Raw genomic sequence first — 12,666 nt, forward strand, 5'->3', positions numbered from 1 at the left:
TCAGGGAAAGCGCAGCGCGTCCGGGCCGAGGGGCGGTACGAGCCCCTCGGCGGCCGCGCGGGTCAGCAGCCCCCGTACGGCCGCGTAGCCGTCCTCGCCGAGACCCGCGGTGAACTCGTTGACGTACAGCCCGATGTGCTGGTCGGCGACGGCCGGGTCCATCTCCTGGGCGTGCTCCATGACGTAGGGCCGGGACGCCTCGGGATCGTCCCAGGCGGCGCGCACGGACGTCCGGACGGAGTCGGCGAGCAGCCGCAGCTTCTGCTCCCCCAGCGACCGCTTGGCGATGATCGCGCCCAGCGGGATCGGCAGCCCGGTGGTGTGCTCCCAGTGCTCGCCCATGTCGGCGAGCTTGTGCAGGCCGTACTCGTGGTAGGTGAAGCGCGCCTCGTGGATCACGAGTCCCGCGTCGACCTTGCCGTCCCGCACCGCCGGCATGATCTCGTGGAACGGCATGACGACGATCTCGCCGACCCCGCCCTCCAGCGTGTCCGCGGCCCACAGCCGGAACAGCAGGTAGGCGGTCGACTTCTCACTGGGCACGGCGACGGTACGACCGGCGAGGCCGAGGCCGGCCTCCCGGGTCAGCACCAGCGGCCCGCAGCCCCGTCCCAGCGCGCCCCCGCAGGGCAGCAGGGCGTAGTCGTCGAGGACGTAGGGCAGCACCGCGTACGACACCTTCAGCACGTCGAACTCGCCGCGCTCGGCCATGCCGTTGGTGACGTCGATGTCGGCGAAGGTCACGTCGAGGGCCGGGGCGCCCGGGACCCGGTCGTGGGCCAGGGCGTCGAAGACGAACGTGTCGTTGGGGCAGGGCGAGTACGCGATCTGCAGCCGCTCAACTGTCATGCCGGTTCCAACCCTCCAGTACGGGCGCGAGCTTCCCGAACCCCTCCGTCAAGGCTGCCAGGGCGTCGGGGATGCGCCAGGCGGCACGGTCCCTGGGCCCCACGGGATTGGAGATCGCCCGGATCTCCAGCACCGGCACCCCGTGCGCGGCGGCGGCCTCGGCGACGCCGAAGCCCTCCATGGCTTCCGCGAGGGCGGTGGGGTGCCGCTCCCGCAGCGCGGCGGCCCGCGCGGCCGTCCCGGTCACCGTCGACACGGTGAGGACGGCCCCGGTACGGGCCCCGGTGGCCTCGGCGACCCGCCGTACGAGATCGGCGGGCGGCTCATGCCGCACGGTCCCGAACCCGAGCTCGGTGACCGGCACGAACCCGTCCTCGGTCTCGGCCCCCAGATCGGCCGCGACGACCTCGTCGGCGACGACCAGCGACCCGACGGGCGCCCCGGGCCGGAACCCGCCACCGATCCCGGCGGAGACGACGAGACCGTAGGGCTCGTCTCTCAGGGCGGCGGCGGTGAGGGCGGTGGCGGTGGAGGCGGCGGCGAGCGCGGGCCCGACGCCCACGGCGATCACCTCGATGCCGCTGTCACCAGGGCAGGCCCGGGCCACCGCGTCCCTCTCCACAGGAACAGCAGCGGCCACGAGCACCCGGCCCAGACCAGCGGCAGCGATCAGGCGTCCTTCTTGAGCTTGAAGTTCCAGAGGCCCGACGCGTCCTTGTCGCCCTCCTTGATGGAGACGAGCGTCGAGTTGCCCTGCGCGCCGTACTGGGCGTTGAAGAACACGCTGCCCGGGATCGTGCGGTAGGTCTTCGTGCTGGAGTCGGTCAGCGGCTGACCGTTCATCAGGATCGTCCAGCCCTCGTCGGCGATCTCGGGGTCGACACCGAAGCGCACCGTCTCGTCGGGGTCGACGGAGATGCTCTTGATGCCCTTGTCCTTCAGGCACCCGGCGAGATCGGACTGCTTCAGGGCGTCGCCCTCGCCGCCGCAGGTGGCTCCGGAGTTCACCGAGTCGCTGCCCACGGTGACCGTGGCGATCGGCGTCGGCTTGTCACAGGCCGACAGGACGAGCAGTCCGGCGGATACGACGCCGGCGACGGCGACGGCGCGGCGGCGTCGCACAACGGATTGCAACGTGTTCATGGGCGAAGGCTATCGGGCCCGCCCGCCGCACCGCCCACGCGGGGTACGGCTCCCGGTGAGATCCATCAGAAGGGCCCCACGCTCCGCGCCCTCTTTTGACAGGCCCTAGGCCACCCGCGCCCGCCCCGTGCTCCCGCGCCGGGCCGAGTCGATCAGGCCCCGTACGGTCGTCAGCCACCCGGCGCCGACGATCGCGGCACCCACCGCCAGCCCGGCCGTGCCGTTGAGCGGCATCGCGATGCCGATCGCGCCACCCAGCACCCAGGACATCTGCAACAGCGTCTCGGAGCGGGCGAAGGCCGACGTGCGGACCAGTTCGGGCACGTCCCGCTGGATCAGCGCGTCCAGGGAGAGCTTGGCCAGGGCCTGCGCGAACCCGGCGACGGCGGCCAGCGCGGCCACCAGCACCGCGCTGAAGAACACCGCGGCCGTGATCGCCGCGCCCGCCACGCAGGCCACGACCGTCACGATGATGATCTCCGGCGCCCGGGAGCGCAGCCACGCCCCGACGGCCGTACCGAGCGCGTTGCCCACACCCGCCGAGACGGCCACTATCCCCAGCGACACCGCGGCGCTCTGGCCGGAGACCGGGTGCTCGCGCAGCAGGAACGCCAGGAAGAAGATCAGAAACCCGGTCAGGCAGCGGATGGCGGCGTTGGCGGCCAGCGCGTGGGTGACGGCCGGGCCCACCGTGCGCAGCCCGGGCCGCTTGACCGGCTGCCGGTGCGGCCCGTGCAGGTGCTCCTCGTCGGCCGCCAGCAGGGCGCGGTCCTCGCCCTTGGCTGAGTCGACCTTCGGCGGCAGCGTGAACGACAGGATCGTCCCCGCCACGAACAGCACGAAGGCGCCGAAGAGGGGCCAGCGCGGCCCGATCTGCTGGAGCCCGGCACCGACGGGCGCGGCGATGCCGGTGGCGAGGAGCCCGCCGAGGGTCACCCGCGAGTTGGCCTTCACGAGGGAGAACCGCGGCGGCAGCAGCCGGGGCACGACGGCACTTCTGACCACGCCGTACGCCTTCGACGAGACGAGGACGCCGAGCGCGGCCGGGTACAGCTCCAGGCCGCCGCTGACGACCGCGCCGGACAGCACGATCGCGAGCAGCGCCCGGGCCAGCATCGCGCCGGCCATGGCGGCGCGGCGGCCGTGCGGCAGACGGTCGAGGAGGGGGCCGATGACGGGGGCGAGGAGGGTGAAGGGCGCCATGGTGATGGCGAGGTAGAGCGCGACGCGCCCGCGCGCCTCGTCGGTGGGCACGGAGAAGAAGACGGTCGAGGCGAGGGCGACCGTGATCATGACATCGCCGGCGCCGTTCACACCGTGCAGTTCGATCAGCTTGCCGAGGCCGGACTCGCCGGCCCCGTGCGCGTGGGTGGCCTTGCGGATGCCGCGGGCCGTGCCGGTCACCGGGAAGTGCAGGGCACGGCCGACCGTGCGGAAGAAGCCGCCCGCACGGCCCGGTCCGCCCGGTCGGATAGTTCCCTTGACCCCTTTCGGCCCACCGGTCCCGGTGGCGCCCGGGGGTGTCTTCGCGGCTGCCACGACGTCATAGTGCCCCGATAAGGCCATGGGTAGTGCCATTACCGCTTGTATAGGGCCTGTGGGGTGACGGTCCGGGGCGGCGGCCCGGGGGCCGGTGGACAGTGCAACAGGACCGTCGGTGTACGCGACGTGGGGCGGAAGGGTAGCGTGCGTATCTCAGCCATCCCGCAAAATGGATGAAGGACGTCGACGCGGTCCCCCGGTCCGCTCCGTCCGCCCCTGTGCCGGGAGTGGCGCACTCGTGAGACGGCGTATGGAGAGAAGCGATACCTGTGAGCGCAGCGACAACGCGAAGCCGCACCCCTGACCGTCTGTGCGCCGAGGCCGTCGACCTCGCCCGCGCCGCAGCCGAGGAGGCCGCCGCGCCGGGAATCGTCGGCGAGCACGTGGGGCTGGTCTCCGAGGGGGACCGCGTTGTCACGCACTTCTTCGAGTGCCGGGAACTCGGCTACCGGGGCTGGCGCTGGGCCGTGACGGTGGCCCGGGCCTCCCGGGCGAAGATCGTCACGGTGGACGAGGCGGCGCTGCTGCCCGGGCCGGACGCGGTGCTGGCGCCCGAGTGGGTGCCGTGGAGCGAGCGGCTGCGTCCCGGCGACATGGGGCCGGGCGATCTGCTGCCCACCGACGCCGAGGACCTGCGGCTGGAGCCGGGCTACTCGGGCGAGGACGAGCCGGCGCCGAACGTCCCCGTCTCCCACGAGCTGGCGGACCTGGTCGAGGCGGAGGACGCGGACCTCACCGCCGGCTCCGCGTCCGGTTTCGCGGTGCCCCCCTCCCGCGGTGCGATCCCGGCCGTCGCCGAGGAGCTGGGCATGCGCCGGGCCCGCGTCCTGTCCCGCTACGGCCTGCACAGCGCGGCCGACCGCTGGGAGGAGGCGTTCGGACCCAAGACCCCCATGGCCCAGTCGGCCCCCGCGGCCTGCGTCAGCTGCGGCTTCCTCGTCCCCATCGGCGGCTCCCTCGGCCAGGCCTTCGGCGCCTGCGCCAACGAGTTCTCCCCGGCCGACGGCCGCCTGGTCTCCCTCGCCTACGGCTGCGGCGGCCACTCCGAGGCGGCCGTCATGCCCCGCCCGCCCCAGCCGCCCGCGCCGGTCATCGACGAGACCCGGGTCGACCCGTTCCCGCTGCGCCCTGCCCAGGACTCCGGCTCGGTGACACCGACGGCGGACGCGGACACGGAGGAACTCGGGCACTCGTAGCCCCCACGTCTTCCGGTCACCGCCCCCTCCCGGCCGCCCGCGCCGGGCGGGCGCACGCCGTCCGCTCCGCAAGCGGTACCTTTCCCTCACGTCCACGAGGAGAAGGAACGGAACGTGAGCAGCAAGTTCGTGCGGCCCGCCGCCGAGGGGGCCGATCCGTTCGGTACCGCCCGTCTGCGGCGCGGTGTCCTCGACGCCTGGGCCACCAGCCCCGCCCGGTTCCGTGAGGACGCCAACGCCGAGGAGGATCTGGTCCTCGGCGGTTACCGGGACCGGCTCGTCGTGGAACTCGCCCAGAACGCGGCCGACGCCGCCGCCCGGGCCGGAGTGCCGGGGCGGCTGCGGCTCACCCTGCGCGATGACGTGCTCGTCGCCGCCAACACCGGCGCCCCGCTGGACGCGGCCGGGGTCGAGTCGCTGTCCACCCTGCGGGCATCGGCCAAGCGGGACACCGGGGACACCTCCTCCGTGGGACGGTTCGGCGTCGGGTTCGCCGCCGTGCTGTCCGTCACCGACGAGCCCGCCGTCGTCGGCCGGCACGGCGGTGTGCGGTGGTCGCTGGCCGAGGCCAGGGCCCTGGCCGCCGAGACCGCCCGGCACAGCCCCGGCCTCGGGGACGAGGTCCGGCGCCGCGACGGGCACGTCCCCCTGCTGCGGCTGCCGTACGCCGCCGAGGGCACCGCCCCCGCCCCCTACGACACCGCCGTCATCCTGCCGCTGCGGGACACCCCGGCAGCCGATCTCGCCGAGCGTCTGCTGCGGGCCGTCGACGACGCCCTGCTGCTCACCCTCCCCGGACTCGAAGAGCTGGTCGTCGAGATCAACGGGGAGAGCCCGCGCACCCTGACCCGCCGCACCGACGGCCCCTTCACCGTCGTCGACGACTCCGCCCACGGCGTCACCCACTGGCGCACCACCGCCGCCCACGGACCCCTCACCCCCGGCCTCCTCGCCGACCGGCCCGTCGAGGAGCGGCTGCGGCCCCACTGGTCCGTCACCTGGGCCGTGCCCGTGGACAGCGACGGCAGCCCGGCCCGGCCCCGCACCAGCGCGGTCGTGCACGCCCCCACCCCGAGCGACGAACCGCTCGGTGTCCCGGCCCTGCTCATCGCCTCGTTCCCGCTGGACTCCACCCGCCGGCACGCCGCCCCGGGCCCGCTGACCGACTTCCTCGTCGAGCGGGCGGCCGACGCCTACGCCGAACTCCTCGGCGACTGGCGGCCGGTGACGTCCCGGATCATCGACCTCGTGCCGGGCCCGCTCGGCAAGGGCGAACTGGACGGTGCCCTGCGCCAGGCGATCCTCCAGCGGCTGCCGCGGACCTCCTTCCTGCCGCCCGCGCTCCCGCCCCGCGAGGACGACGAGCTGCCGGAAACCCTGCGACCCCGCGACGCCGAGGTCGTCGAGAGCGCGGGTGCGGACACGGTGCGGGTGCTCGCCGAGGTGCTCCCCACCCTGCTGCCCGCCGGTCTCGAACGCCGGGCCGAGCTGCGGACCCTGGGCGTCGCCCGTGTCCCGCTGGCCGACGCGATCGACCGGCTGGCCGGTCTGGAGAAGGACCCCGGCTGGTGGCGGCGGCTCTACGACAGCCTCGCCGGGATCGACCCGGACCGACTGTCGGGGCTTCCGGTCCCGCTGGCCGACGGCCGGACGACCATCGGGCCCCGGCAGGTGCTGCTGCCGGGTGCGGAGACCGCGCGGATCGACCCCGAGGTGCTGGCCCGGCTCGGCCTGAAGGTCGCCCACCCCGACGCCGCCCACCCGATCCTGGAGAAGCTCGGCGCCCTGCCCGCGACACCCCGGGCGGTCCTCACCACCCCGCAGGTCCGGGTGGCCGTCGCCGCGTCCCTGGACGACGAGGGCGGCGTGAACTGGGAAGAGGACTCCCTCGACGCCGAGGAACGGGCCGACACCGTGCTCGCGCTGGTGCGGGACGCCGGTCTGGAGCCCGGCGAGGAGCCCTGGCTCGGCGCGCTCGCCCTGCCCGACGAGGACGGCGAACCGGCCCCGGCCTGCGAACTCGTCTTCCCCGGCGGGCCCTTCGCCCAGGTCATGCGGGAGGGCGAACTCGCCTCCGTGGACGCCGAGCTGGCCGCCAAGTGGGGCGAGCAGCCGCTCGCCGCCTGCGGTGTCCTGGTGGACTTCGCGATCGTCCGCGCCACCGACGTCGTCCTCGACCCGGACGAACTGGAGCCCCGTGAGGGCGACTTCGCCGAGCCCGACGACGCGGGCCTGCTGGACGCCGTCGACGTGTGGTGCGAGGACGTCCTGGACCGCTTCCCGGACAGCCCGGTGCCGCCGGTCGCCACCGAGATCATCGCCGTACGGGACCTGGATCTCGTGGACGAGGACAAGTGGGCGCAGGCGCTGGCGCTGTTGTCCCGGCCGCCGCTCAGGGACGCGATCGTGCAGCCCGTGCGGATCCTCCTGCCGGACGGCACGCACGAGGTCGTCCGGCCGTACACGGCCTGGTGGCTGCGCGGGAACCCGGTGCTCGACGGCCGCCGCCCGGCCGGCCTCAGGGCCGCCGGCGGCGATCCGCTGCTGCGCGGGCTGTACGACGAGGCCGACGCGACCGGGTTCGAGGACGAGCAGGTGCTGCGGGCGCTGGGGGTGCGGACGTCCGTCGCCGCGCTGCTGGACGAGCCCGGCGGTGCGGCCGAGCTGCTCGACCGGCTCGCCGACCCCGAGCGGGAGGTGACGGATGCGCACCTGCACGCCCTGTACGGGGCGCTGGCCGATCTGGACCCCGAGCAGGTGACCCTGCCGGACGACCTGCGGGCCGTCGTCGACGGCCGGGTGGAGGTCGTGGACGCGGCCGACGCGGTGGTGTGCGACTCGCCCGACCTGCTGCCGTTCACCGAGGGCGTGCCGCTGCTCCCCGTCCGCCCGTCACGCGCCGCCGAGCTGGCCGAACTGTTCCAGGTGCGGCGGCTGAGCGAGTCGGTCACCGGGCACGTCACCTCCGAGGGCACCGAGCACGACGTACCGGAGCCGGTGCGGGTGCTGCTCGGCCGGCAGACCCCGGCCTCCTACGTCGAGCACGAGGAACTCGTCGTCGACGGCGTGGAGATCGACTGGCGGCTCACCGACGACGGCGTCCTGCACGCCGCGACCCTGGAGGGCGTCGCCGCGGGGCTCGCCTGGGCGGCGGGGCAGTGGCCGCGGCGGTTCGAGGTGGCGGCGCTGCTGGAGGACCCGTCCCGCACGGACGAACTGGCGCGGGACCGGTGGTTCGACTGAGCCCGGTGGTGAGGCAGGCGGTGAGGGACGGCTGGGCGGCGTACGGCAGTTGGTGAAAACTCCCGCACATTTTTTTCACCTGTCGTACAACCATGCGCATCACTGGGCTATCTGATCACGTGAGTCAACAGACTCCACGATCACTTGGGCCCCGAGAGCCGACGATGAGCACCGGGGCCCCTCTCCACCTGGAGAACGCATGCGTATCCGAGCCACCGTGGCCGCCGTCACCGGCGCCCTGGCCCTTTCCGCCCTCGCCGTCCCGGCCGCGCAGGCGGACAACCACGCGCCGAACCTGGCGTCGCTGGTCCCGTCCACCTCGAAGGCCACGCCGTTCGCCGCCGCCGCTCCGGCGGACGACTCCCTGGGCGACACCAAGATCACGGGTGTGACCGTCAACGGCGGCAAGAACATCGTGGTCGGCACGACCGTCAAGAAGTCCTTCACCGTCTCCGTGACGGCCACCGACCCCGAGGGCATCCAGGACGCCTTCGCGATGCTGTGGCACGGTCCGGACACCGAGAACGCCGACGGCGCGATCGTGCCGGAGAGCCTGGACAACGATCAGGTCGGCACCTGCACCAACTCCAGCGCGACCACCGCCACCTGCAAGGTCACGCTGATCGCCGACCCGAACGAGAACGTCTACAGCAACATCCTGGCCGGTACCTGGAAGGTGTGGGCCGCTGCCGTCGGCAACGACGGCGACTACGTGATCCGCGAGGCCTACAAGACGGCCAAGGTCCAGCGGGCCTCCAAGCTGACGGTCAACGCCTCGCCGGAGCCGGTGAGGAAGGGCAGGACCATCACGGTCACCGGCAAGCTGTCCCGCGCCAACTGGGACGACCACAAGTACCACGGTTACACCGGCCAGTCGGTGAAGCTGCAGTTCCGCAAGAAGGGCAGCGACACCTACACCACCCTCAAGACCATCAAGTCCAACAGCACGGGCGAGCTGAAGACCACCGTCACCGCCTCGTCGGACGGCTACTTCCGCTACTCCTTCGCGGGCACCACGACCACCCCGGCGATCAACGCCGCGGGTGACTTCGTCGACGTGCAGTAACACCGCCCAGCGACGACACCGCCGGTCCCGGAGCCATGCCGGGGCCGGCGGCGCCGTGTCCGCCGGATCCGCCGTGCATGTGCCACGAGCGCGTCGAACGTCGCGGATGAGACGGCAAAACCCGGCCGGGCCCTACAACCCTGTCCGGGGTTCGTGAATCTGATCTTCCGAGTCAGTCAGACTCCTAGCTCACTTCTCCTCCTGGGGAACACATGCACATGCGAGCCACCGTGGCCGCCGTCTCCGGCGCCCTGGCCCTTTCCGCCCTCGTCGTTCCGGCCGCGCACGCCGCCGACGCCCCGTCGGGCAAGCAGGCCTTCAGCTCCGCCTCGGCCGACGCGGGCACGGGCACCACCGCTTCGACCCTCGACGTCACCTTCTCCAACGTGAAGGTCAACAGCGGCAAGAACATCGTCGTCGGCACCACCAACGTCGTGAGCGTGCCGGTCACCTACTCCGTGACCCACGCCGCCGACCTCGACACCAGCTCCGACAACTTCGCCACCGGCCCGCTGATCTACCACGGCTCCTCGCTCGACACCGCGGACAACGTCTTCATCAGCGACGACCCGGCCACCTGCACCGCCGCCTCGTCCACCGTCCTCAACTGCAAGGGCGTCATCAGCATCCGCCCGGCCGACGGCGACCTGTACAACTCCGACGCCGGCACCTGGGGCGCCGGTGCCCTCGCCGTCACCAGCAACGACGAGGAGAAGACGCAGGGCGGCCTCGGCACCACCAAGGTGCAGCGCTACTCCAAGCTGACCGTCAACGCCGGCCCCGAGCCCGTCTACAAGGGCAAGACCATCACGTCCACGGGCAAGCTGTCCCGCGCCAACTGGGAGGACAACGCCTACCACGGCTACACCAACCAGCCGGTCAAGCTCCAGTTCCGCAAGGCGGGCACCAGCACGTACACCACCGTCAAGACGGTGTACTCCGACAGCACCGGCAACGTGAAGGCCACCGCCACCGCCGCCTACGACGGCTACTGGCGCTTCAGCTTCGCCGGCACGACGACCACCCCCGCCGTCAACGCCACGGGCGACTACGTCGACGTGAAGTAGAAGCGCCCCCTCAGGGGCGCGGGGAACTGCGCGACCAGCCACACACGGCTCGCGGACGACATAAGGCAGAAGTCCTGACCGCCCGAGCCGAGCGCTAAGCGGGAAAGCGGCGGTCCACCCACCTCCACAGGAGTTCCAGGGTGGCCGCCGCCACCGCCGCGATGCCGACGGCAGTCCACGGCATCGTCACGCCCACCAGCTTCAGCGCGAAGAAGTGCTGCAGCCACGGCACGACCAGCACCACCAGGAACGCCCCGGCCATCGAGGCGACCAGGGCGACCCGCCACCACGTGTACGGGCGGGCGATGATCGCCAGCACCCACATCGAGATCAGGAAGAGCGTGAGTGTCGCCGCGCTGGTCTCCGCGTCCAGCGCCCCGGCGCCCGTGTAGTGCTCCCGGGCGATCAGATACGTCGCGAACGTCGCCAGCGCCGCCACGACCCCGCCCGGGATCGCGTACCGCATGACCCGCCGCACGAAGTTCGGCTTCGCGCGTTCCTTGTTGGGGGCGAGGGCCAGGAAGAACGCCGGGATGCCGATGGTCAGCGTCGACAGCAGCGTCAGGTGGCGCGGCAGGAACGGGTACTCCACCTGCGAGCACACCACCAGCACGGCCAGCAGCACCGAGTACACCGTCTTGACGAGGAACAACGTCGCCACCCGCGTGATGTTCCCGATGACCCGCCGCCCCTCGGCGACCACCGACGGCAGCGTCGCGAAGCTGTTGTTCAGCAGCACGATCTGCGCGACGGCCCGGGTCGCCTCCGAGCCGGAGCCCATCGCCACACCGATGTCGGCGTCCTTCAGGGCGAGGACGTCGTTCACCCCGTCGCCGGTCATCGCGACCGTGTGCCCGCGGGACTGCAGAGCCCCCACCATGTTCCGCTTCTGCTGCGGGGTGACCCGCCCGAACACCGTCCCGCCGTCGAGGGCGTCGGCCATCCCGTCCTGCTCGGCGGGCAGCCGCCGCGCGTCCACGGTGCTGCCCGACAGCCCCAGCTTGGCGGCGACCGCGCCGACCGACACCGCGTTGTCGCCGGAGATGACCTTGGCCCGGACGTTCTGGTCGGCGAAGTAGCGCAGGGTGTCGGCGGCGTCCGGACGCAGCCGCTGCTCCAGCACGACCAGGGCGGTGGGCCGCGCCCCCTTCGCCACCTCGGGATCGTCCAGGTCGCGCGCGACCCGGGCGAGCAGCAGCACCCTGAGGCCCTGCTCGTTCAGCCGCCCGGTCTCGGCCAGGGCCGGATCGTCCTCCGCCAGCAGCACGTCGGGCGCGCCCAGCAGCCACCGGCCGGACTGCCCGTCGCCCTCGTCGAACGCGGCGCCGCTGTACTTGCGGGCGGAGGAGAACGGCAGGGCCTCGGTGCAGCGCCAGCCCTCCACGGCCGGGTAGGCGTCGATGATCGCCTTCAGGGAGGCGTTCGGCCGCGGGTCCGACGCGCCGAGCGCGCCGAGCACCTTCCGCACGTACGTCTCGTCGGCGCCCTGCAGCGGACGCAGCTCCGTGACGTCCATGCCGCCCTCGGTGAGGGTGCCGGTCTTGTCGAGGCAGACCGTGTCGACCCGGGCCAGCCCCTCGATCGCGGGCAGCTCCTGCACCAGGCACTGCTTGCGGCCGAGCCGGATCACGCCGATGGCGAAGGCGACCGAGGTGAGCAGGACGAGTCCCTCGGGGACCATCGGGACGATGCCGCCGACCGTGCGGGCGACGGAGTCGTCGAAGCCGCTCTCCTTGACGAACAGCTGGCTGACGACCAGGCCGATCGCGGTCGGCACCATCATCCACGTGACGTACTTGAGGATCGTGGAGATGCCCGAGCGCAGCTCGGACTGGACGAGGGTGAAGCGGGAGGCCTCCTCGGCGAGCTGGGCGGCGTAGGCCTCGCGGCCGACCTTCGTCGCCTGGAAGGCCCCGCCGCCCGCCACCACGAAGCTGCCGGACATGACCTGGTCGCCGGGCTGCTTCACGACCGGGTCGGCCTCGCCCGTGAGCAGCGACTCGTCGATCTCGAGACCGTCCGCCTCGACGCAGACCCCGTCGACGACGACCTTGTCCCCGGGCCCGATCTCGATCAGGTCGTCCAGCACGATCTCGGACGTGCTGACCTCGGCGGCGGTCCCGTCGCGGCGCACGGTGGGCCTGACCTCGCCGATCAGCGCGAGCGAGTCCAGCGTCTTCTTCGCCCGCCACTCCTGGACGATCCCGATGCCGGTGTTCGCGAGGATCACGAACCCGAACAGACTGTCCTGGATCGGCGCCACCACCAGCATGATCAGCCACAGCACGCCGATGATCGCGTTGAAGCGGGTGAAGACGTTCGCCCGGACGATGTCGACGGTGGACCGGCTGCTGCGCACCGGCACGTCGTTGACCTGCCCGCGCTCCACCCGTTCGGCGACCTGAGCACCGGTCAGGCCGGTCTCGCGTGAGGTGACCGTCGCCGGCCGCGCGGAGTCGGGCCGGGCACCCGCGTCGAGATGCGTCATGCATTCGACGGTACGTGCGGTTTTGCCGCTTCACCCGCTGAATGTGGCGAAGATCCGACCTGGGAAGGACGG

At 72.6% G+C, this 12,666-nt stretch carries 9 protein-coding genes; 4 read left to right on the plus strand and 5 right to left on the minus strand.

Features of this window, described 5'->3' with window-relative positions:
• The 4 genes from AB0F04_RS14305 to AB0F04_RS14320 all read right to left on the minus strand — a co-directional run bounded on the left by AB0F04_RS14305 (position 1) and on the right by AB0F04_RS14320 (position 3,531).
• Complete coding sequence (locus AB0F04_RS14305; protein ID WP_362041177.1) at positions 1 to 849, minus strand: 1,4-dihydroxy-6-naphthoate synthase; 849 nt, start codon at positions 847 to 849, stop codon at positions 1 to 3.
• Positions 839 to 1,549 carry a futalosine hydrolase gene (locus AB0F04_RS14310; RefSeq protein ID WP_362041938.1) on the minus strand — a complete coding sequence of 237 codons (711 nt, stop codon included), beginning with the start codon at positions 1,547 to 1,549 and terminating at the stop codon, positions 839 to 841. Before AB0F04_RS14310 ends, AB0F04_RS14305 begins: the two co-directional genes overlap by 11 nt.
• Complete coding sequence (locus tag AB0F04_RS14315) at positions 1,519 to 1,992, minus strand: DUF2771 domain-containing protein (RefSeq protein WP_362041178.1); 474 nt, start codon at positions 1,990 to 1,992, stop codon at positions 1,519 to 1,521. Before AB0F04_RS14315 ends, AB0F04_RS14310 begins: the two co-directional genes overlap by 31 nt.
• 105 nt (positions 1,993 to 2,097) lie before the next feature.
• Positions 2,098 to 3,531 (minus strand): MFS transporter, encoded by a 1,434-nt coding sequence (locus AB0F04_RS14320; protein ID WP_362041181.1) that lies wholly within the window; start codon positions 3,529 to 3,531, stop codon positions 2,098 to 2,100.
• Between the two features lie 272 nt (positions 3,532 to 3,803).
• On the opposite strand from AB0F04_RS14320, the gene AB0F04_RS14325 reads away from it, so the two are divergent.
• The 4 genes from AB0F04_RS14325 to AB0F04_RS14340 all read left to right on the plus strand — a co-directional run bounded on the left by AB0F04_RS14325 (position 3,804) and on the right by AB0F04_RS14340 (position 10,106).
• Complete coding sequence (locus tag AB0F04_RS14325) at positions 3,804 to 4,730, plus strand: DUF3027 domain-containing protein (protein WP_362041183.1); 927 nt, start codon at positions 3,804 to 3,806, stop codon at positions 4,728 to 4,730.
• A gap of 114 nt (positions 4,731 to 4,844) precedes the next feature.
• Positions 4,845 to 7,973 carry a molecular chaperone Hsp90 gene (locus AB0F04_RS14330; protein ID WP_362041185.1) on the plus strand — a complete coding sequence of 1,043 codons (3,129 nt, stop codon included), beginning with the start codon at positions 4,845 to 4,847 and terminating at the stop codon, positions 7,971 to 7,973.
• Between the two features lie 199 nt (positions 7,974 to 8,172).
• Positions 8,173 to 9,039: a calcium-binding protein gene (locus AB0F04_RS14335; protein ID WP_362041187.1), complete on the plus strand. Its 867-nt coding sequence runs from the start codon at positions 8,173 to 8,175 to the stop codon at positions 9,037 to 9,039.
• A gap of 212 nt (positions 9,040 to 9,251) precedes the next feature.
• Positions 9,252 to 10,106 (plus strand): hypothetical protein, encoded by an 855-nt coding sequence (locus AB0F04_RS14340; RefSeq protein WP_362041189.1) that lies wholly within the window; start codon positions 9,252 to 9,254, stop codon positions 10,104 to 10,106.
• A gap of 94 nt (positions 10,107 to 10,200) precedes the next feature.
• Here AB0F04_RS14340 and AB0F04_RS14345 read toward each other — a convergent pair whose 3' ends face one another.
• Positions 10,201 to 12,594 carry an HAD-IC family P-type ATPase gene (locus tag AB0F04_RS14345; protein WP_362041191.1) on the minus strand — a complete coding sequence of 798 codons (2,394 nt, stop codon included), beginning with the start codon at positions 12,592 to 12,594 and terminating at the stop codon, positions 10,201 to 10,203.
• Positions 12,595 to 12,666: the final 72 nt, after the last annotated feature.

This window comes from Streptomyces sp. NPDC029041, assembly GCF_040637515.1.
Taxonomy (GTDB): Bacteria; Actinomycetota; Actinomycetes; order Streptomycetales; family Streptomycetaceae; genus Streptomyces.